We start from the raw sequence: 21,052 nt of genomic DNA, 5'->3' as shown, positions 1-21,052 counted from the left end.
CCTCGCCGCACTCCTCTCCTGACATCCGCAAGCTTCTATAGAATCGACTTTCTCCGTACGCGGACGGCTAGTCCATCACATGTTCAAAACCATAAATAAGTCCCGTATAGGTCATCGCTTTCTTGCATGCTACGCTTACGCCCGGCATGTAGCCCGCGCGTTCGTAGGAATCGTGACGGATCTTCAACGTCTGCCCGTGCCCGCCGAATACGACTTCCTGCTGGGCGAACACCCCCGGCAGCCTTACGCTATGTATGCGAAACCCGTTATAATACCCGCCGCGGGCGCCCTCGATGGTTTCTTTCTCGTTCGGATTGCCTTGACGCAGCTCCTGACGCGCTTCCGAGATCAATTCGGCCGTCTTGATCGACGTACCCGACGGCGCATCCAGCTTCTGGTCGCCGTGATATTCGATAATTTCGACATGCGGCATATACTTGGCCGCTTCTGCGGCAAACTTCATCATGAGGATCGCCCCGATGGAGAAGTTCGGCGCAACCAGCCCCCCGATGCCTTTCTGTTGACACAGCTTGTCCAGCTCTTCCATCTGCTCCGTCGTCAGGCCGGTCACGCCCATGATCGGACGAACGCCGTACGCGATCGAGATGAGCGCGTTGCCGTACGCCGCATGCGGTACGGTAAAATCGACCATGACGTCCGCGTTCGCATCCTTAAGCGCGCTTTCCAAATCAGCTTGTACCGCAACGCCGCAAGGCGCAAGGCCGACCAGCGTTCCCGCGTCGACCGCGCCCGCAGCGGATCGGCTGACCGCCGCCGCCAGCGTCAGACCTTCGTCCTGAAGCACCATTTTGACGACCTCGCGCCCCATGCGGCCGTTAGCCCCAAGGACTGCCACTCGAATTTGTTCTGCCGACATTGTGTTCACCTGTTCCTTTTCCGTTTGCTTCGCTGACCGTACGCTCGCAGCGCTCTGCTCTTCCGCTTCAGCTCCATGTACAGCCGCTTCGCCGCGGCATGCTCCGGATCCAGCCTGACGGCTTCCCGCGCGTAAGCGGCGCCTTCGTCGTATCTTCGCAGCGATCCGTAGACGGAGCCGAGCAGCAGCAGCGCCTCCATGTTCAGCGGATCCATGCGCGAAGCCTCGATCAGCATCGACAAGGCATGCTCCGTGTGCGCGGGCGAAGGCGACTGCGACAACAGCTGCTCCGCGTCGCTGACCATCGCTTTCGCTTTGACCGTCTGCAGGTGATACACGTACTCCTCGTGTTCCCCGTCCAGCTGCACGGCCTGTTCGGCGTACTGCAGCGCCTTCTGCCATTTGCCGCTGCGCGCGCAGGTAATCGAGCATTTATAATAGACCGCTCCGTTGTCCGGTTCCAATGCGATCGCTTCCTCGAACCGTCCGATCGCCTGTTCGTAATCGCCGGCAAGGATGGCTTCGTAAGCTTTTTTGATCCTGCTCTCTACGTCCATCCGCCCATCCTCCTTGTACACAGGTTGATGGTACAGCATATGTAGGAACAGGGATTACGGTTCGACGTTTTTTCTCGTCCAGCGGTTCGCATCCCGCGTATTGAACTTCTCCATGACCCGATCATGCGCTTCGGTCAGATCGATGCCCAGCGAATTCGCGAAGCATACGACGATAAACAGAATATCGCCCAGCTCCATTTCGATGGAATTGTCCGCCTCGTCCGATTTCTTCGGCTTCTCGCCATAGCGATGGTTCACTTCGCGGGCAAGCTCGCCGACCTCCTCGCTCATGCGGGCAAGCATCGAGAGCGGGCTGAAATAACCTTCTTTAAACTGTCCTATGTAGGCGTCGACCTCTTTTTGTATGTCCGCGAGCGACTTTTGCGACACTGCTTCCGCCCCTCCTTTTGCTTGAGGTTTCCCTTCATATGTTATATCAAACCGTTTCTGAAAACAATGCTTTTGACTTTCCGCGCAAACAGCCATACTATAGGAAAGCTCTCATAACGTTCCGACGACACGAAAGGAGGCCGTTCCGCTTTGAAAACGACCGGCTTGCAAATGCTCCGCACCATGCTTCCCGTCATGCTGGGAACCGCGATTTACGCCTTCGGCCTTCACTACTTCCTTCTCCCGAATCAGCTCATGGAAGGCGGCGTCACCGGCATCGCCATTCTGCTCAATTACGCGCTCGGCTGGCCGCTGTCCATCTCGACGCTCGTGCTCAACATTCCCCTCTTCATCATCGGCTGGCGCATTCTCGGCAAAGCCCATATCGGCTATTCGGTATTCGGCGCGGTCTCGCTTTCGGTCTTCCTCGCGCTGATGGAGAAGCTGATCGCGCTCGGCTGGATCGAACCGTTCCGGACGTCCAACGACTACATACTGGCCGTCCTCTATGCCGGCGTCACGCTCGGAGCCGGTCTCGGCATCGTGTTCCGCTTCGGCGGCACGACAGGCGGCGTGGACATCGTCGCGCGCATCGCTTCGAAATTGAAGGGCTGGAGCATGGGACAGGTCATCTTGACCCTCGATATCGTCATCATCGGCTTGTCGCTGCTCTATATCCCCAAAGAGAAAGTGCTGTACACGCTGGTCGCCGTCTTCATCGCCTCGAAGCTGATCGACTTCATTCAGGAAGGCGCCTACGCAGCCAAGGAATTCTCCATCGTCACGGAACGCGGCGACGAAATCGGACGCACCATTACGACTGAAATGGAGCGCGGCGTCACGCTGTTCCCGGCGAAGGGCGCCTTCTCCGGGAAGGCGAAGCAAGTCGTCTACTGCATCGTCGCCCGTCACGAGGTCCGGATGTTGAAGTCGATCGTACGCCGAATCGATCCGCGCGCCTTCATCGTCATCAACGACGTGCACGACGTCCTTGGCGAAGGCTTCAAAGAAGAATAACCGGCCCGCGGGCCGGTTATTCTTCTTGTTATGCTATTATTTGCGCTTGAACGGGATGCCTGCATCCTGGCTGCCGCGGTATTTGCGCCATCCGGCATAGCCGAGCACGCCCATCACGAAAGCGGCGATGAAGAGCTCCGCCACCTGCATCGCGCTTTTCCGCTGCATCCCGATCGTCATATCCGGCGGCAGTGCTTCCGTCAAGGCCGCTTCGCCTTCCAGGCTCGGATCCCTGAACAAGGCGCTTGCGGAGGCATTCAAGCTGTCCAGCGCGGTAATGACGGCTTTGGACTGCGACTGCCCGGATTCCGCCGCTCTTACGACCTCCTTGATATAATCAAGGCGATCCCGGACCGCCTCGATGGCGCCTGCGTCCCGCTGCATGAGCGCCGCGACTTCCAGCCGCTCGAGATGCTCGCCATAGACGCCGATCGCCGCTTCCGCAGCCATCCCCCGATCCTCGATCAGCGATTGCCAGGAGACGAGAATCCGCTGGGCGTCATCCCGAAGCACCTCTTCGTATTGCAGCCATAACGGCGATTCCGGACGGAATACGGCATCGCTCGCCAGCTTCAATCTGGCGGCTTCGGTATACCACAGCGCCGCCGTCCCTTTGACGGGCATCGCCTTCTTCGCTGCCTGCACGCTAAGATCGAACGCATGCCATCCAGCCGGCGTGCCGGTGCCGCGGACGTTCTTCGCTTGGGCAAGTCCCTCGATGCGCTGCAATAAGAGGTAGGCTTCCTGCCGATTGGAGTTGTTGGCCGCCGCATACAAGGCATCGGACCAGCCGCTTAACCGCTCCAGGTCAGCCGTATTCGAGGCCTGCGCCGCTGCTCCGGCAACCGTATTCAAGGCTGCGGTGTCAGGCTTGGTGGCCAAGCCGCAGCCGGCAGTAAGTACAAGCATAACGACGAAGCACGCCAGCGCTGCCATCGATGATGCCTTCATGGACATCCCTCCCCCTATCATCGTATGGAGGGATGTCCAAACTTAGACCTTCACCTTGCGGAAAGCGATCATCAGCCACGTGATCAGCAAACTGAACACCGACAAGCCCATCGTAAACGACTGGATGGCGGACAAATCGTTCTCCAGGACGTCCGGAAGCCATGGAAACACGAAGAACGTATAGTCCACCGTATCGTTCAGCAGCAGCCAGACGAGCGCCAGGAACGCCGCGAACCGTCCGAATACCATATAGCGCGCGAACAGAATCGCCTCGATCGCCATGCCGAGATGGGAAACCGTCAGCATGTAATGCTCCCATACCAGATGGTCGCCCTGCGCGCCGCTCGCCATGATCATGGTCACGGCCCAAATGCCGTACTTAATCGAGGTGACGACGCCCAGCGCTTCGATGATCGAACGAACGGCAATGCCCGCCATCGTAGGCTTGATCAGACGGGGAAACAGCAGAAATACAAGCGATAACGTGAAGAACAGGCTCGCCGTGGGACTGTCGGGAACGAAGATGACCTGCCACGCCGATTGCGTCTCGACGGTGTAGGCCATTTGCGTTCCATACCAGATATAACCGTAGAAGGTGCCCAGCGCATTCACGATCAATAGCAGCCACAACACCGGTCGATGCATCAGAAGATCGCGTTTCCACGTAAGAGCGACCGCTTTCATGTTTAACCTCCTAAGACGGATAGCAGTAAGAATGGTCGACTGCAGCTAATGGATAGGCAGCGGTAACGATACAAGATTAACGGCTTGTATTTAGAAAAAACCTGATCGTCAATGCGATCAGGTTTTTCTTGGAGCGATTGCTTATTTTGCGGGCGCTTTTTGTTTCGCCAGCCAAGTCGTCAATTGGTCGATCTCTTCGGCAGTCAACTTGTCTTTAAAGGCAGGCATGTTGTTCTTGCCGTTCGTCACGATATCGACGAGCTCTTCTTTGGTGAATTCGTCGCCGATGCCATGGAAGGACGGAATGCCGCCGGACTCGTTGCCTTTGAGATCCGCGCCGTGACACGCAACGCACTGCGCTTTGTTTTGAATGATCGTGCCTACGACAGGGTCTTTAGGATCGACAAGCGGAATTTCCGCCGCCGGCTGTCCGGCAGGCTGACCGGAAGCTTTCGCTTTCTCGGCCGCTTCGCGCGCCTTCTCTTCCCGGGTAATTTGCTCCGGAATCGAGTTCGTGATCTTCAGCTCGTGCTGGTAGTGATCCCAGGACTGCTTCGTCAGGTAGAACACGGAGATCAGCGACATGAACATCAGGATCGACGTAATCGGACGTCTGTAGAAACGGCGCTCTTTGCCCGTATCGAGGAACGGTGCAAGCAGCAGCGCGCCGAACGCGATGCCCGGAACGCCTACCGTGCCGAGCACGACGTAGCTGCCGGACACGTATTGCAATTTAAGGAATTGATACAGGAACAGGAAGTACCAGTCCGGCATCGGAATAAACGACGCATTCGTTGGGTCGGCCGGATAGCCGAGCGGAGCCGGTTCCGAAATCGTCAGTACGAGGAACCCGACGAGAACGACGACGCCAACCATCCATTCTTTAAGCAGGAAGTTCGGAATGAACGCTTCCGATTTGCCTGGGTATGCAGAATAGTCAGGCGGAATCGACGGACCGGAAGCCGCTTTTTTACGAACCCGCGAGTCACCGACGAATACGACTTTTTCGTTCGATTTGTGGCCGTGTGCCATTCGCAAAATGCCTCCTTTCGGCTTATAGTGGGCCCGAAATACCTTGTTTCCGGATCATAAAGAAGTGAGCCGCTAGAAGCGCAAGGAGCGCGCCTGGCAGGAAGAAGACGTGAATCGCGAAGAAACGGGTCAACGTCTCGGCGCCGACGATCTCGCCGCCTTGCATCAGTTCTTTGATGTATGTACCGATCCAAGGCACCGATTCGGCAATTTGAATACCGACCTTCGTCGCGAAGTAGGCTTTGTTATCCCATGGAAGCAGGTAGCCCGTGAAGCCGAGACCGAGCATGATGAAGAAAATCAGCATGCCGACAACCCAGTTCATTTCACGAGGCGCTTTGTAGGAACCCGTGAAGAATACGCGAAGGGTGTGAAGGAACATCATTACGATTACGAGACTCGCGCCCCAGTGGTGCATGCCGCGCACGATGCCGCCGAATGCTACTTTGTGCTGCAGGAAGTCAACGCTCTTGTAAGCATTGATGATATCCGGCACGAAGTACATCGTCAGGAACATCCCCGACAGAATTTGAATTACCGTGATGAAAAACGTCAATCCGCCAAAGCAATACACGAATGCCGAGAAGTGATGCGCAGGGTTAACGTGTTCAGGTACTTCGTGATCCGCAACGTCCCTCCACATCGGCGTAATATCTAGACGCTCATCGATCCAGTTGTAAATGCCTTTCATCATCTGATTGTTACGCCTCCTTATACCCGTGTATTGGCTTTGATCGGGCCGAGATACACCCAACCGCTTTCAATCTTAAGGTCATACTCGTCCAAAGGTTTCGGTGCAACGACCAAGTTCTTGCCGTCCTTGGTATAATGCGCACCGTGACACGGGCAAACGTATTCTTCGTTCTTCTCCGTGTTCCAGCCGATCGTACAGCCAAGATGCTTGCATACCGGCGAAAGCGCGAACGCCTTGCCCTTGTCATCTTTGGAAATCCAAGCGGTCAATTCCGGATCGCTTACATACCAACCGTCCACCTGGTGGATTTTAAATTTGAATTCTTGCGGTTCGTTAGTAAGCTTCGTTTCCTCGACAACTTTAATCCATGTGCCGGCTTCTTTTTTCTGCAAAATCGGATCAACCGCGAAGCGGATCATCGGAAGTGTCATGCCCGCTGCCATGAAAGCGCCTGCGCCGCCGAGCGTATACGACAAAAATTGCCGCCGGGACATTCCGCTGCGTTTCGCAGGACCGTGCGAGTTTTCGTGTTCATGGTTACTCATCTTCTGTTCTACCCCCTTTGCTGAGCCATATCTTGTGTTCTGCCGGAGAAGGCAAAACATACGATGAACTAGGACATTACTTATAATAGCCTAGGTGATTTGGAGCGTCAAGAATATGGCAAACAATTTGCTGGACAGTTCAAAATGGGATTTGACATTTGTTATCATTTTGTCACAATTGACCTTGTCTGGAATTTGTTTTTCCCCATCGGCTGTCACCTTATGCAAATCCTCGCCGGCTTCCGCGCGTTTGTTACGCCCGCCCGAGCCATAGCTTGCGAACGGCTTCGTTCACCTCGGCCGCCTCGGGCAGCTGCTTGTCCGCGTCCGGACAAACGACAAGATCGGCGCCCGTTTCCCCGGTGCCCGGCAGCGGGATCGCCGATGCGAGCACGACGTATTTGAAGCCGACCGAACGGAGATTGCCGCTTACGGACTGCAGCTGCCGAATCGTCTCCGGCGTCCATTCGCCGTACTGCACGGCCGGATAAGTCACGACCCTGCCTTTGAACGGGAGCTCGATCGTATCCAGCACGTCGCGGAGCCGTTCGAGCTGCTTCGTCGCTTCATGCGGCATTTCCGCTCCCGTCAGTCCCGTTACCGGCAGCAGCGCCGTATCCAGATAGGGCTGCAGCTCCGCCCATTGTTCCGCGGATAATTCACTGAATTTCATGCGTCTGTCGTTCCTCCAGTCATTAGCATGTGTATATGTACCAAAATTCATTCTATTAATATACCACACGGAACGCTACTTTATTGAAGAAAAAAACGCGCGCAGTAAAAATGCCAAGGCGAGCGGAGTCTCCCCCGTCGTCCTGGCAGTATGAACCGTCCGATATCGTTGACAACCATCGGCTTGCGCCGACCGCCCGCCCGAGCCGCTAGACGTGCAGCGACTTCAGTTCGTCGGTCAGCCGCTGAAAGGTATCCTTGTCGCCGGAGGCAAGCGCCGTGTCGATCGCGGCGTAAAGCTTATCCGTCCGAAACTTGAGCACAGCCTCATCCAAGAGCATTTCCGCGGCAAGTCCGAGCAGCACTTCATAAGATACTTTCATTTTGTCCATAGGATACACCTCCAACTGAGCGTTTAAGAGATCCTATATTCCTTTCCTTACGCCACTTGCTTCCAGATCGTCTTCGTTTCTCCATGCCAATCGTCTACTGTGCTTGCCGACGACTCCCGCTGGCGAATAAGCGAAAGCATATAGGTGGGTCCAAGTTGTGTTCACGAATAGAGTGAAACGGATCTAGTAAATTATATTCAGCCTTCTAGAAGAAGCGCAGTGCGTTGGCCCGCTATGCACGGAATGTGCGGCTGCCCAAGACGAGCCGGCTGCGGAGCTCATCCATCGAGCCCGGCGTTCATAGAAGCGACGCGACTTGCAAGCCGGCCACCCGTCAGCTGTTCAAGACGATCGCTTCGTCGTCGAGACTCATTCCCGCGACGACCGTCCTCCCGAGCGGCGTCATGCGGATGACCTGCCCGTGCTCGGCGTGATCTCCGATCCGCAGCAAGCCCAAGTGCATCATCATGCCGATCAAGCGCTGCTCGAGAATCGTCTCCGGCTGATCGTAGTAGAACGGCTTCACGTACGGCGTAAGCGTGCGCATAACCGTTTCCGACTTGACCCAGCGGACGCCGAGCTTGTCGATCCAATGCACGAGCGAGCGGATATTCGGAACCGGGCCTTTATAGAGCCGCAGCCAGAACCGGTACAGCTTGTCCGTTCCCTCCGTCGTCCGCAGCGCTTGTCGTTCCTTGCCCGAGGACGTCAGCTCCAGCCGCTCGTCGTATTCGGCAATCCATCCTTGATAGTAGCAATAGTCGTAAATGAGCGAGAGGCGGTTAGGATAGTCCTTGATTTTGCGGCCGTAGCCGAAACGCCATTCGCCCTTGCCTGGCAGCGATTCCTTGACGCCGAACAGCTCGAGGAGTTGAAGCACCGTGCGTTTGTACATCGTGCCGTCCGAAGCCAGCGGAACCTCATGAAGATGAAGAAACGTGAGCAGCTGCGAGACGTCCTCGCCCATCAGCATTTGCTCGTCGCGGTAAGCGTGCGGCTCCTCGTCGGCGTACACGACCTCCGACGTCAGCCTTCGCTCCATCGACTGCTTGAACCTTTCCTTCAGATCGCTCGGCACTTGAAACAAGTACCGCTCGGGTCCGGCATAGCCGTTGAACAGCCAGCCGTACTGCTTGAAGCGCGAAATCGTTTCGCGCGGGCCGCTTTCGGGTTCCGGCCGTTCTTTCGCCGCCTTCGATTTGGCGGTTCGTTTGGCAGCCGACGCCTTGGCGGCCGGCTTCTTGCCCGCTGGCGCCGCGGTTGCCGTCTCTTCCGCCCGCTTCTCCGCCGATGCGCCTTGCTGCGCCTCGGCATTGCCGAACTTGCTCTGCTGCACTCTCGCGACAAGTTCCTCCAAGCTGAACGCATCCCGCGCATCGAACAGAAGCGAATTCATAAACCTCAGATCCTCGAGCTTCAACGCGCCGATCTGCGCTTCAAACACTTCCCTGCGATTCACCGTCGACAGGATCGACTGAATGAGCTCGTTCTTCGAATTCCCATTGCACTCGCATTGATAGGTCGATGCAATACGGCTCAGCTGACCGATGTCCGCATAGCTGAGCATATCCGCTAATTTCATATGCTGCCCTCCGTTCCCGGCCCTCTTGAAGGATTACTATCATTATGGGAACATTGGCGATTTTTATAACATCGCCTATGAAAAAAGCCGTTATCCTTGCATCGATGCAAGAATAACGGCTTCGTGCGTATTCGGTTTCGGACGAGTGCTCATTGTTGATGAAGCTGCTCCAGGTGCAGCGTGCAATTGTGGAGAATCGGCGCCCATCCCGCGCCTGCCCGCTCCAGTATGGAGAAGGACAAATTGTTGATCGGCTTGTCGCTCCATTCGGCGCACATCGCCTGCAGCAGCTGCGCGAGCAGGCTGCCGTGCGTCACGACGAGCAGATTGCGGTTCGGGTTCGCTCCGGCTGCATCTTCGACGAAGGACAGCGCCCGCTCCCGAAGCTGCTTGTCGTTCTCTTGGCCGCTGTCGCGCTTCTTCCAATCGGCGCCCCATTTGGCCAGCCGCTCCTCCGCCGTCGTTCCCTCCACTTCGCCGTAGAACCGTTCGCGCAAGCGCGTATCCGGCGACAGCACCGGAATGCCGAGCGCGTCGGCGAGCACATCCGCGGTTTGTTTGGCGCGCTGAAGGTCGCTCGAGACGACCGCATCCCACTTCATCGGCTCATGGCGCAGGCGATGCGCCAGCGCCCGTGCCTGACGGAACCCTTCCGCATTAAGCGGGATATCCGTTTGACCTTGTATTTTGCCAAGTTCATTCCATTCCGTCTGGCCATGGCGAATGAGTCCGATCCGCAATTGGGCGACCTTCTTTCGAAAGAGAATTTCCAGCAGGGACGCTGAAGTCTTGCTGCGTGCAATGTTATGTAAGCGTCAATGCCTCGTTCGCGAGAACCAGTTCAAGATCAGCAGCGTCATGATAATGCCTAGCAGCGACAACGCAACATAATATTGCGGAACCGTCGGCACGATATTCAAGACGATCGGATCGCTTATACTGGCGACAGGCACGTCGGCGTAGAAGGAAGCGCTGATGACGCTATCGTCGCTCGACGCGTTCGCCGTCTCGATCAGACCGGTCAGCTTCGCCACTTCGGCCGAAGACGGATCGTGATTGCCCGTGACGACATAGAACAAGCCTACGACGAACATCGCCAGACAGCATGCTATGATCGCCGTCACGTTCCGGCGAAACGTCTTCGAGAATTGATAGCTTCGGTTCGGGATCGGCATAAGCCAAGACTGCTCCGCATAGATGCGGTCCATGACGCCGTGATTCACGTGATCGAGCGGTCCGATCTCGTCGGCATCCTCCGAGAAGATCCGAATCAGCTGCTCGCTTTCTTCCCATATACGAAACTCCTCCCTGCACGCATCGCAAGTTCGGAGATGTTCATCCACTCGTTTGCGTTCGCCGTCCTCTTCGGTCAAGTCCCAATAAGCACCGAAAGATTGCTGCACATCCTGGCAGTTCATCGCATTTTCATCCCCTCGTACTCTTCCAGCATAGGCGATTCGCCAAAATACGGTTCCAGCTGAACCTTCACACTGCTGCGCGCGCGGAACAAGAGCGATTTCACGGAGCTTACGGTTTGACCGAGAATATTGGCGATTTCCTGATAATCCAATTGGTCGTATTCACGTAAAATAAGCGCGGAACGCTGCTTCTCCGGCAAGCTGTTGATCGCTTCGCGAACCATTGTCATCCGTTCGTTTTGAAGCAGACGCTGTTCGGGAACGGCTTCCGGCGGCGCGACCGGCACGAAGCCGACCTCGTCGAACGAAACATTGCCCGCTTTCTGCTTGCGAAGCTCGCTCAGCACCGTATTTCTTGCGATCGTATACAGCCAAGTTGAAAAGGAAGCATCGACTTCCCTGAAGGAGTGAAGACTGCGATATGCCTTGTAAAAGGTTTCCGAGCATAAATCCTCTGCCAGCAGTTCGAGCTTGGCGCTCTTCAACATATGGAAGATAAAGGCAAGGATTTTACGTTGGTACCGCCGCATCAACTCCGAATACAGCTGTATGTTTCCATCTTTGATTTCGCGTATAAGCTGGGAATCCGTCATCGCGGGCGACCCTCCTTGGCCTTAGGAGTGCTCCCGCATCCGGTTTATACATTGTACCGGAACGAGAGTAAAAAGTTGCGCGATCATCTAAAAAATGTTCCTCGCTCTATCCAACATAAAATAATTCGTGAAGCAATACGAAAATCCTGCTTATTTCGACATTTACCCATGTCCACTTTTTTACATAATCTACACTGATTGTATCATGGGCGAATCATCAGCGGGATAAATATTTTACTAAATAACGGGCGCGGACGTCAGGCTCCCACACGTACCGACGCAGAAATGCACCGAAAGGTTTCCATAAGCACAAAAAAAAGACCGCCTAAAAAGGCGGCCCCGCAAAACTCTGCGATGGATTTGGATAGGAGTGGAGAGAAACCATACTGTACTTTTATTATATGTATACGTTTTCATTTTGTCAATAAGCGTTTTCAAATTGTTGACGATGCTTTTTAAAAATGAACCGCGTATCCGATTTCTCCCAGCCGCTCGATGGCGCGGTCCAGATCATCCTGCTTCCTGAAGCTGAGCCGGAGCACGCCGGGCACGTCTTCCCTGCTCTCGATGATGTGAATGTTGCTCAAATTGATGGCGCTGTTCCCGAGCTCGGTCGCCACTTTCCCGATAATCCCCGGATGGTCCGGCACGTCGATGTAGCATTCGTAGATCGAATGGATCATCCCTTTGCGGCGCTCCGGCATCTGGCTGCGGAACGCGCCGGCTTGCTCGAACGCCGTCTCGACGGCTTCGCCGTTCTCGCTTTCCAGCATGCCGACGAATGCGTCCATGCCCGACTGCCAGTCCTTCAGCAGCTTCAGCAGCACGTCCCGGTTATTGACGAGAATGTCGCGCCATACGACGGGATCGCCGGACGCGATCCGGGTAATGTCCCGGAAGCCGCCTGCGGCCAGCTGGCTGTACAGCGAATTGCCCTGATTGTAGCCGCGCACGAGATTGACGAGCGCAACCGCGATGATATGCGGCAGATGGCTGATCGCGCCGACGATTTCGTCATGCTCTTCGGGATGCACGTGAACGATGTGCGCTTTGGTATAAGCCAGCAGCTCCGTCAATTTATCGACGTAGCGCTGCGGCGTCCCCGGGTCAGGCGTCAGCACGTAGAACGCGTTCTCGAACAGATACAAGGAGGCCGCTTCGACGCCGGAACGCTCTGAGCCGGCCATCGGATGTCCGCCGATGAAGACCGCGCTGCCGAATCGGGCTTCCCGGGCGCATGCGGCGACCGACGCTTTCGTGCTGCCGACGTCGGTAATGATGCAGCCGGGCTTCAGATCAAGCTGACTCAGATCGTGCACGTACGAGGCAAGCGAGCCTACGGGAACGCATAGAAAAATAAAATCCGCGCCTTCGGCCGCCTCGCGAAGAGACGTCGTCGCGTGATCGACGACGCCCCGCTCGAGGTACTTGGCTGCGGAAGATTCGCGGATGGAATGACCGACGACGGTAATGCCCGGCTTGCCTTTGAAGCAGAGCGCGAGCGAGCCGCCGATCAAGCCGACGCCGAATATCGCAATTTTCGTCATAATATTAATCCAGCACCGCCGCTTCTGTCAGTACGGACTCCAGTGCCGCGATGAACGCTTCGTTCTGCTCCTGGCTGCCGATCGTAATTCGGATGTAGGTCGGGTAATGCGTCCAATTCGCGCGCGAGATGACGCCTTTGCGCAGCAGGCCGTCGAACGCTTGTCCGGACGGAAGCTTGACGTCCACCATGATGAAGTTGCCGTGCGCCTCGAAATAATGCAGGCCGAGACGGTCGAAATGCCGGCACATATACGCTTTGCCCTCGGCGTTGCGATTGGCGCACATTGCCAGGAACTCCGCGTCCGCCAGCGATGCGACGGCGGCCGCTTGCGCCATGCGCGTCGTGTTGAACGGCTCGCGCACTTGGCCGACCATGCGGATCAGGTCCGGATGCCCCGCGCCGTAGCCGATCCGGAGCGAAGCCAGGCCGTACGCCTTGGAGAACGTACGCAGCAGGATGACGTTCTTGAATTCGCGCATAAGCGCCAGGCTGTCCGGGAACGCCTCGTCCTTGACGTACTCGATATACGCCTCGTCCAGCGCCACGATAACGTTCGCGGGCACTTGGCGGATGAACGCTTCCAGCTCCGCATGGCGGACGATCGTGCCGGTCGGGTTGTTCGGGTTGCAGACCCAGATGATTTTCGTCCGGTCCGTTACTCGGGCCAGCATCGCATCCAGGTCGTGCGTGCCGTCCCGGAGCGGCACTTCGATGACCGTCGCGCCTTCGACGACCGCATTGTGGCGGTATTGCGGGAACGTCTCGTCCGCCATGATCGTCTCGTCGCCAGGGGACAGGAACGCGCGGGCCAGCATCAAAATCACTTCGTCCGAGCCTGCGCCGAAGACCAGCTGGTTCCGCTCGATTCCCAAGCGGGCGGCCACGGCGGCGGCCAGGTCCGTGCTGAAACTGTCCGGATATATGCTAATGTTCTCTAATTCGCGTTGAATCGCTTCTTTCGCGCGCTCGGACGCCCCGAACGGATTCTCGTTCGATGCCAGTTTAATGACTTCTTTCAGGCCCAACTCGCGTTTGACTTCTTCGATCGGTTTGCCCGGCTGGTATACAGGCAGGCTGACGATGCTTTGCTTCGGTTGCACAAGGATCACCTCAGAATAATGGGTTTATTGCTCAATGTTCGTTTCAACATTGTCTCATATGTCGACCGTATTTGAAAGAGTTTGCCCGATATTTCATTGCCGCTTTTAAGCTTTTACGCGCAGCAGTAACCTCGGCTGTCCAGGCGGATGTAAAAAAACCTCCGGCAGCCTCTGCTGCCGAAGGTTTCATCGCGTCAAGCGCAATCCGGTCGTGCTTAACCTTTCAATCCGCTGACGAACGCGCGGATTTGCGCAAGCCCTTCCCGCTTCGTTTCGGACGCTTGCAGCAGCGGCACGACCTCCTCGATCTTGCGCACGATGGCGCTGCCGACGATGACGCCGTCCGCCTGCTTGCCGAACCGTTCCACCTGCTCGCGGCTCGAAATGCCGAAGCCGACCGCGATCGGCGTATCCGTCGCTCCGCGGACGGTCGTCAGGAACTCGTCGATGCCCTGGTGGAAGTCGGCGCGGACGCCGGTTACGCCCAGCGATGAGACGCAGTAGACGAAGCCGCGCGCTTTCTCGGCGATGCGCTTCACGCGGTCGTTCGACGTCGGCGCGACGAGCGGAATGAGATGAATGCCCGCCGCTTCGGCCATCTCGCGCAGCTCGGCGTCCTCCTCGATCGGCAGATCCGGAACGATCATGCCGCTGATGCCCTTGGACGCGACAAGACCGAAGAACCGGTCAAGGCCGAATTGCAAAATCGGATTATAGTACGAGAACAGAATGAACGGCAGCTGCACGCCGGCCGCGCGCGATTGCGCCGCGACCTCGATGACGTCGGCAAGCGTGACGCGGGCATTGGCCAGCGCGCGTTCGGACGCCCGCTGAATGACGGGACCGTCGGCAAGCGGATCCGAATACGGCACGCCGAGCTCGATCATATCCGCGCCGGCTTCTTCCAGCGCCGCGATAATGTCGACAGTCGCAGCCAAATCGGGATCGCCGACCGTAATGAACGGAATGAGGGCCGTGCGCCCTTCTTCCCGGAGCCGCCGGAAAGCGGCATCGATGTCATTGCGTTGAATGCTCATCCGGTTACATGCCTCCTTCCAGATAGCCCATGATCGCCTGAACGTCCTTGTCGCCGCGGCCGGACAGGCTGACGACGATGATCTCGTCGCTGCCGAGCGTCGGCGCGAGCTTCATCACTTGCGCGATGGCATGCGCGGATTCCAGCGCCGGTATGATGCCTTCCGTACGGGACAGCAGCTGCAGCGCTTCGAGCGCTTCCGCGTCCGTAATCGGTACGTACGTCGCGCGCTCCGTATCTTTCAAATACGAATGCTCCGGTCCGATGCCCGGGTAGTCCAGCCCCGCGGAAATGGAATGCGCCGGCAGCACTTGACCGAATTCGTCCTGCAGGACATAGCTGAGCGCGCCCTGGAAGACGCCGTGGCGGCCTTTGGTCATCGTCGCCGCATGCTCGTCGGTATCGACGCCGCGTCCCGCCGCTTCGACGCCGATCAGCTTCACGGCTTCATCGCCGATGAACGGATAGAACATGCCGATGGCGTTGCTGCCGCCGCCGACCGCGGCCACGATGTAGTCCGGCAGCCGGCCGGCTTCCTTCAGGATCTGTTCTCTCGACTCGTCGCCGATAATGCGCTGGAAATCGCGAACCATCATCGGGTACGGGTGCGGACCCGTCGCGGATCCGAGAATGTAGTACGTATCGTTCACGTTGCTGACCCAGTAGCGAAGCGTCTCGTTGCAGGCGTCTTTCAGCGTGCGCGTGCCGGACGTGACCGGAACGACTTCGGCGCCGAGCAGGTTCATGCGGAATACGTTCAGCTCCTGCCGCCTCGTATCCTCTTCGCCCATGAACACTTTGCATTCCAGTCCCAGAAGCGCCGCGACCGTCGCGGAAGCGACGCCATGCTGGCCTGCGCCGGTTTCGGCGATGATCTTCTTCTTGCCCATCCGCTTGGCAAGCACGCCCTGACCGATCGCATTGTTGATCTTGTGCGCGCCGGTATGGTTCAAGTCTTCGCGCTTCAAGTAGATTTTCGCTCCGCCGAGATGCTCGGACAGCCGCTGCGCGTAGTAGAGCGACGTCGGACGGCCGGAATATTTGGTCAATAAATAACGGACTTCCGCGATAAATTCGGGGTCTTTCGAGAAATGCGCGTACGCTTCCTCCAATTCGATCAGCGCGTTCATCAGCGTCTCGGGTACGTAACGTCCGCCGAATTTGCCGAAGCGCCCGTTTTGATCCGGGACTTGACTCATAATCCTTGCACCCTTTCCGCAAATAATCTGATTTTCGTTCGATCCTTCGCGCCATCCGTCTCCACGCCGCTCGAAACGTCGACGCCATCGGGCGAATACCGGCTCAGCAACTCCGCCACGTTATCGGGATGCAAGCCTCCTGCCACGTAGAGCGGCATGCCGGCCGCCGCCGACTTGTACCGGTCGATCGCATGCCACGCGAACGTCCTTCCGGTGCCGCCGCCGGCCGTATCGATCAGGAACGCATCGACGCAGCCGCGATAGGCTTCCAGTCGGGCAGGCCCGTCCGAATCATCCGCTGCGGCATGGTCTTCCGTGACGGAGAACACTTTCCATACCGCCGTGCCGAACGTACGCCGAACGTCTTCGCAGAACGCGGGGCTCTCTTCGCCATGCAGCTGTACGACATCCAGCGGAGCCGTCTGCAGCGTCTCGCGCAGCTCATCCATCGTCGGGTTAACGAACACGCCGACCGCGCGCATTGCGCTGCCGTCGCGGCTGCGAAGCTTGCGGACTTCCGCGATCAGCTCCGCCGCGAGCGCCGGAGCGACCTGACGGCGGCTCTTCGCGAACATGAAACCAATTTCGTGCACCGGCAAGCCATCCATCGCTTGGATCGTGGCCGTATCGCGCAGCCCGCAAATTTTGACGCGCGTCAAGCCTGCACCGCCGCTGCCGCCATCGATCGGACGCATTATCGGTTCACCGGTCCCATCAATTGCTCGACCGCGGCGCCGACATCCGGCTGACGCATGAGCGATTCGCCGACGAGGACGCCTTTCGCTCCGCATGCCCGTACGAAGGCGATATCCTCCGGCGTCGCGATCGAGCTTTCGCTGATGACCGTTACGCCTGCCGGAACGGCCCCGATCAGCCGCTCCGTCGTGTGCAGGTCCGTCACGAACGTATGCAGGTTCCGGTTATTGATGCCGACCAGCGTCGCTTTGCCGAGGCCGAGCGCATCCTGCATTTCTTCCTCGTTATGCACCTCGACCAGCACGTCGAGCCCGATCGATTTGGCGATATCGTAAAATTCGCCAAGCTTGGACGGACGCAGAATGGCGGCGATCAGCAGAATCGCATCCGCGCCGATCAAACGGGCCTCGTAGATTTGGCGGTAGTCGACCGTGAAATCCTTCCGCAGGAGCGGCAGCTTCACCGCTTCCGATACGGCGGTCAAGTAGGCGTTGCTGCCTTGGAAATAATCCTCGTCGGTCAAGACGGAGAGGCAGTCCGCCCCGGCTTGCTCGTACGTCTGCGCCAAGCGGACGGGATCGAAATCCGCGCGGATCAGCCCTTTGGAAGGCGAGGCCTTCTTGACCTCGGCGATCAAGCCGACCGGGCGGTTCGTCCGTCCGGCCAGCGCGCGCTCGAAGCCGCGGCATGGCGGAAGCTCCGCGATCCGGCGTTCGGCGTCCGGCAACGAGAAGCGCTCGGCCAGCTGGTCGACTTCTCTATTCTTCGTGGCTACGATCTTATCAAGAAACATGGCTCAACTCTCCTGTCGTTTCGATCAGCTGGCGCAGCTTCGCCGCGGCCAAGCCCGAATCGATTATCGTACCGGCCGCTTCCACGCCTTCGCGAAGCGATGCCGCCGCTCCGCCGACGAAGATGCAGGCACCGGCGTTGGCAAGCACGATGTCCCGGTAGGCGCCGAATTCGCGCCCTTCGAAGATGGAACGGATAATTCGCGCGTTCACCGCGGAATCTCCGCCGATGATTTCGGACAGCGCATGCGTGCGCAGTCCCAGATCTTCCGGCGCCAGGGTGTACGTATGCACGCCGCCGTCGCTGAGTTCGGAAATTTGCGTCGGCGACGAGATGCTGATTTCGTCCAAGCCGTCATGGCTGCTGACGACCATCGCGCGCTTCAAGCCCAGATCGCCGAGAACGGAGGCGATCGTCTCCGTCTTCGCGCGGTCGTAGATGCCGAGCAGCTGCCGGTCCGCGCCGGCCGGATTCGTCAACGGTCCGAGCATGTTGAAGATCGTCCGCACGCCCAGCTCGCGGCGAGGTCCGGCGGCATGCTTCAGCGACGGGTGATACAACTGCGCGAACATGAAGCAGATGCCGATGGCATCCAGGCAGCGCGAAGCCTGCTCCGCCGTCAGCGAAATATTGACGCCGAGCGCTTCCAGCGTGTCCGCGCTTCCGGATTTGCCGGACATGGCGCGGTTGCCGTGCTTGGCGACCCGAACGCCGGCCGCGGAGGCGATGATCGCCGAAGCGGTCGAGATATTGAATTTATGAATGCCCGATCCGCCCGTTCCGCATGTATCCAGCAGACCGCTGCTCTCGGTCATGACCTGGTTGGAGTGCGAGCGCATCGCCTCGGCGAACCCGGTGATTTCGTCCCGCGTCTCGCCTTTCATGCGAAGCGCGGTAGCGACGCCGCCGATTTGGGCGCCGGTCGCCTCGCCTTTCATGATGATATCCATGACGCCTCGCGCTTCTTCCCGGGACAGGCTCTCGCCGCCGATCAGCTTATTGAGCGCCTGCTGCATCGTTAAGGTTTCGTTCATAACCGTCATCGCCGCTCACCCCTTCACTTCCGCATAGTAGTCCATGTTAATCATGCTGCTTCCCCGCTCGGGCTGGGCAAAAGCGGCTTCCGCCACGCGCACCGCCTTGAGCAGCGCCATCGCTTTGTTCACGGTTTCCGTGTACTCGTTCTCCGGAACGGAGTCCCAGACGATGCCCGCGCCGGACTGTACGTACGCTTTGCCGTTCTTGAAGATCATCGTCCGGATCGTGATGCAGGTGTTCAGGCTGCCGCCGAACCCGAGATAGCCGATCGCGCCGGCGTAAGCGCCGCGCGCTTCGTTCTCCAGCTCCGCGATGATCTCCATCGCCCGCAGCTTCGGCGCGCCCGATACGGTGCCCGCCGGCAGGCACGAAACGAAGGCATCGAAGAAATCTTTGTCCGGGCGCAGTTTGCCCGACACGTTGGACACGATATGCATGACGTGGGAATAACGCTCGATCTCCATATACGCGTCGCAGCGTACGGAACCGAATTCCGAGACGCGGCCGATATCGTTGCGGCCGAGGTCGACCAGCATCAGATGCTCGGCGCGCTCCTTCTCGTCGGCCAGCAGCTCTTTCTCGAGCGCCAAGTCCTGCTCCGGCGTCTTGCCTCGCGGCCGCGTGCCCGCGATCGGACGCGTCTCGACGCGTTCGCCGTCGACCTTGACGAGCGCCTCCGGCGACGTGCCGACGATCACCTCGTCGTCCATTTTCAGATAATACATGTACGGGGACGGATTCATCGTCCGCAGGACGCGGTATACATGCAGCGGATCGACGTCCGTATCGATGCTGAAGCGCTGCGACAGCACCACCTGGAAAATGTCGCCCGCGCGAATGTAGGCTTTCGACTTCTCGACGTTATCGAGGAACTGTTCTTTCGTCAGGTTGGAGGAAATCTCGCCGAGCTCCGGATCGGCCGGAATGCTGCCGCCCGCCATGAGCGTCGTCGGCGTCGGCTGCTGCAGCCGCTCGATCGTCGCTTCGATCTTGCGGAGCGTCCGCTCGTAGGATTCCTGGATGTCCGCATCAGTCGCGCCTTCCGGGATATGAACGTTGCCGATCACCTGCACCTGCTGCTTGAAGTGATCGAAGGCGATGATCTGGTCGCAGAACATGAACTGCAGGTCGTTCATTTGCAGATCGTCGATGCGATGGGCGGGCAGTTTCTCGTAATATTGCAGCAGGTCGTAACCGAAGAACCCGATTGCGCCGCCTGTGAAAGGAGGCAGATCCGTTACGGCCGGGCTGCGGAACGAACGCAGATGCGCCTTCAGCAGCTCGATCGGCCGCTCGCGCAGCACCTTCGTCTGGCCGTTCTGCTCGATGATCATTTCGCCGTTCTTGCCATGGATGAGCATGAACGGATCCGTGCCGATGAAGGAATAACGGGCCCATTTGACCCCGCCCTCCACGCTTTCCAGCAGGAATGCGCGGCGTTCGCGATAGAAATGCTGGAAGATGCGGATCGGCGTTTCGGTATCCGCCATTACGTTGCGTACGATCGGAATCAGGTTATACGTGCCGGCTTGCCGGATAATGGTTTGCAGTTCTTGGTTCATACGTCATCTCTCCCTCTCCGTGCGGATATTAAAAAAGCTCCTGCCGCAGCAGGAGCACGTTAAGTTAGAAGATGAAAAATGAGTATGAACGATAGGGAAAATAACAGTGCGCAGGGAAAAACCGCTGCATACTGTAACCTCTCTGCTCGTTGCACGCTAAACCTGTACTCATCTCAGCTCGGCTCATCTCTTCTAACTAAGGTACTGCTGCTCGTCTCTACTCGGCTACTCCATGAATATGCTATTAACTATACAATAGCGGATTTGAATCCGTCAATCCCGATTACGCGCGGAATGGTAAAGCGGCTAGGCTTTCGCCAAGTCCGGACGCAGCGCCTTCGCGCCGCCCAGGTACACATGCTCGACCTGCTCCTGCGTCTTCTCCGTATTCACGAGCACCATCAATCGGATGCATTTGGCCAGACTGCCCTTGACCGGTACTTCCAGCGCGCACATCAGCGGGACGAGGTCCCAGCCCGCCATGGCGCGGATCGCCCTCGCCGGGAAGGTCGCGTCCAAATCGCCGGTCACCGTGACGAACACGCTGGCGATGTCGTCCGGCACGATGCCGTTGGCGCGAACGATGCCGCTCAATAGCTCGGCCGTCGCTTGCAGAATCGGTTGTTCTTCATTGACGTCTACCGTAATGGCGCCGCGTATTCCCCTTACACTCATC

24 protein-coding genes are annotated in these 21,052 nt (G+C 57.9%); 1 reads left to right on the top strand and 23 read right to left on the bottom strand.

All coding sequences use genetic code 11. From position 1 onward, the window contains the following. Positions 1–67: 67 nt before the first annotated feature. Genes dapB through GXP70_RS11870 form a run of 3 tightly spaced genes read right to left on the bottom strand, consistent with a single transcriptional unit; the run spans position 68 to position 1,824 of the window. A complete protein-coding gene (dapB, locus tag GXP70_RS11880; RefSeq protein WP_162356885.1) occupies positions 68–877 on the bottom strand; it encodes a 4-hydroxy-tetrahydrodipicolinate reductase in 810 nt (269 codons plus the stop codon). Between the two features lie 5 nt (positions 878–882). Then, positions 883–1,434: a tetratricopeptide repeat protein gene (locus GXP70_RS11875; RefSeq protein WP_162356883.1), complete on the bottom strand. Its 552-nt coding sequence runs from the start codon at positions 1,432–1,434 to the stop codon at positions 883–885. A gap of 54 nt (positions 1,435–1,488) precedes the next feature. Beyond that, on the bottom strand, positions 1,489–1,824 hold the full coding sequence (locus tag GXP70_RS11870; protein WP_225442769.1) for a nucleotide pyrophosphohydrolase: 336 nt from the start codon (positions 1,822–1,824) through the stop codon (positions 1,489–1,491). A 171-nt stretch (positions 1,825–1,995) separates the two neighbouring features. Between GXP70_RS11870 and GXP70_RS11865 the strand changes: the two genes are divergently transcribed. Further along, positions 1,996–2,841 (top strand): YitT family protein, encoded by an 846-nt coding sequence (locus GXP70_RS11865; RefSeq protein ID WP_162360443.1) that lies wholly within the window; start codon positions 1,996–1,998, stop codon positions 2,839–2,841. Positions 2,842–2,877: 36 nt separating this feature from the next. Here GXP70_RS11865 and GXP70_RS11860 read toward each other — a convergent pair whose 3' ends face one another. The 20 genes from GXP70_RS11860 to aroH form a co-directional block, all read right to left on the bottom strand. Continuing rightward, positions 2,878–3,792, bottom strand: coding sequence for a sporulation protein YpjB (locus GXP70_RS11860; protein WP_162356879.1), 915 nt, complete (start codon positions 3,790–3,792; stop codon positions 2,878–2,880). A gap of 42 nt (positions 3,793–3,834) precedes the next feature. Next, positions 3,835–4,476 carry a DUF1405 domain-containing protein gene (locus GXP70_RS11855; RefSeq protein WP_162356877.1) on the bottom strand — a complete coding sequence of 214 codons (642 nt, stop codon included), beginning with the start codon at positions 4,474–4,476 and terminating at the stop codon, positions 3,835–3,837. A gap of 141 nt (positions 4,477–4,617) precedes the next feature. Beyond that, entirely contained in the window at positions 4,618–5,508 is an 891-nt protein-coding gene (locus GXP70_RS11850) for a menaquinol-cytochrome c reductase cytochrome b/c subunit (RefSeq protein ID WP_162356875.1), read from the bottom strand. Positions 5,509–5,530: 22 nt separating this feature from the next. Further along, a complete protein-coding gene (gene qcrB / locus GXP70_RS11845) occupies positions 5,531–6,202 on the bottom strand; it encodes a menaquinol-cytochrome c reductase cytochrome b subunit (protein ID WP_090637800.1) in 672 nt (223 codons plus the stop codon). A gap of 17 nt (positions 6,203–6,219) precedes the next feature. Next, on the bottom strand, positions 6,220–6,747 hold the full coding sequence (locus tag GXP70_RS11840; RefSeq protein WP_162356873.1) for a Rieske (2Fe-2S) protein: 528 nt from the start codon (positions 6,745–6,747) through the stop codon (positions 6,220–6,222). 253 nt (positions 6,748–7,000) lie between these two features. Next, entirely contained in the window at positions 7,001–7,420 is a 420-nt protein-coding gene (locus tag GXP70_RS11835) for a DUF2487 family protein (RefSeq protein WP_162356872.1), read from the bottom strand. 208 nt (positions 7,421–7,628) lie between these two features. Beyond that, a complete protein-coding gene (locus GXP70_RS11830) occupies positions 7,629–7,811 on the bottom strand; it encodes an IDEAL domain-containing protein (protein WP_162356870.1) in 183 nt (60 codons plus the stop codon). Between the two features lie 334 nt (positions 7,812–8,145). Continuing rightward, on the bottom strand, positions 8,146–9,393 hold the full coding sequence (locus GXP70_RS11825) for a hypothetical protein (protein WP_162356868.1): 1,248 nt from the start codon (positions 9,391–9,393) through the stop codon (positions 8,146–8,148). A gap of 149 nt (positions 9,394–9,542) precedes the next feature. After that, entirely contained in the window at positions 9,543–10,133 is a 591-nt protein-coding gene (locus GXP70_RS11820) for a histidine phosphatase family protein (protein WP_162356866.1), read from the bottom strand. 75 nt (positions 10,134–10,208) lie between these two features. Then, positions 10,209–10,811, bottom strand: a complete 603-nt coding sequence (locus GXP70_RS11815) for an anti-sigma factor (RefSeq protein ID WP_162356865.1) — start codon at positions 10,809–10,811, stop codon at positions 10,209–10,211. Continuing rightward, entirely contained in the window at positions 10,808–11,404 is a 597-nt protein-coding gene (locus GXP70_RS11810) for an RNA polymerase sigma factor (protein WP_162356863.1), read from the bottom strand. Before GXP70_RS11810 ends, GXP70_RS11815 begins: the two co-directional genes overlap by 4 nt. Before the next feature lie 455 nt (positions 11,405–11,859). Next, positions 11,860–12,951 (bottom strand): prephenate dehydrogenase, encoded by a 1,092-nt coding sequence (locus GXP70_RS11805; RefSeq protein WP_162356861.1) that lies wholly within the window; start codon positions 12,949–12,951, stop codon positions 11,860–11,862. Positions 12,952–12,955: 4 nt separating this feature from the next. Then, entirely contained in the window at positions 12,956–14,053 is a 1,098-nt protein-coding gene (gene hisC / locus GXP70_RS11800; RefSeq protein ID WP_162356859.1) for a histidinol-phosphate transaminase, read from the bottom strand. Positions 14,054–14,268: 215 nt separating this feature from the next. Further along, positions 14,269–15,090, bottom strand: a complete 822-nt coding sequence (gene trpA / locus GXP70_RS11795; protein ID WP_162356858.1) for a tryptophan synthase subunit alpha — start codon at positions 15,088–15,090, stop codon at positions 14,269–14,271. A 4-nt stretch (positions 15,091–15,094) separates the two neighbouring features. Then, positions 15,095–16,288, bottom strand: a complete 1,194-nt coding sequence (gene trpB / locus GXP70_RS11790) for a tryptophan synthase subunit beta (protein WP_192043449.1) — start codon at positions 16,286–16,288, stop codon at positions 15,095–15,097. Beyond that, positions 16,285–16,983 (bottom strand): phosphoribosylanthranilate isomerase, encoded by a 699-nt coding sequence (locus GXP70_RS11785; protein ID WP_192043448.1) that lies wholly within the window; start codon positions 16,981–16,983, stop codon positions 16,285–16,287. Before GXP70_RS11785 ends, trpB begins: the two co-directional genes overlap by 4 nt. Beyond that, positions 16,983–17,777 carry an indole-3-glycerol phosphate synthase TrpC gene (gene trpC, locus GXP70_RS11780; protein ID WP_162356856.1) on the bottom strand — a complete coding sequence of 265 codons (795 nt, stop codon included), beginning with the start codon at positions 17,775–17,777 and terminating at the stop codon, positions 16,983–16,985. The genes GXP70_RS11785 and trpC overlap by 1 nt, the downstream gene beginning before the upstream one ends. Further along, complete coding sequence (gene trpD / locus GXP70_RS11775; RefSeq protein WP_404822356.1) at positions 17,767–18,810, bottom strand: anthranilate phosphoribosyltransferase; 1,044 nt, start codon at positions 18,808–18,810, stop codon at positions 17,767–17,769. Before trpD ends, trpC begins: the two co-directional genes overlap by 11 nt. Before the next feature lie 15 nt (positions 18,811–18,825). Beyond that, the gene (gene trpE, locus GXP70_RS11770) at positions 18,826–20,376 is read right to left on the bottom strand and encodes an anthranilate synthase component I (RefSeq protein WP_162356853.1); all 1,551 of its coding nucleotides are present in this window, start codon (positions 20,374–20,376) and stop codon (positions 18,826–18,828) included. Between the two features lie 306 nt (positions 20,377–20,682). Next, complete coding sequence (gene aroH, locus GXP70_RS11765) at positions 20,683–21,051, bottom strand: chorismate mutase (protein WP_162356851.1); 369 nt, start codon at positions 21,049–21,051, stop codon at positions 20,683–20,685. Position 21,052 lies beyond the last annotated feature (1 nt).

This window comes from Paenibacillus lycopersici, assembly GCF_010119935.1.
Taxonomy (GTDB): domain Bacteria; phylum Bacillota; class Bacilli; order Paenibacillales; family Paenibacillaceae; genus Paenibacillus_Z; species Paenibacillus_Z lycopersici.
This window is presented reverse-complemented; position numbering and strand designations above follow the sequence as displayed.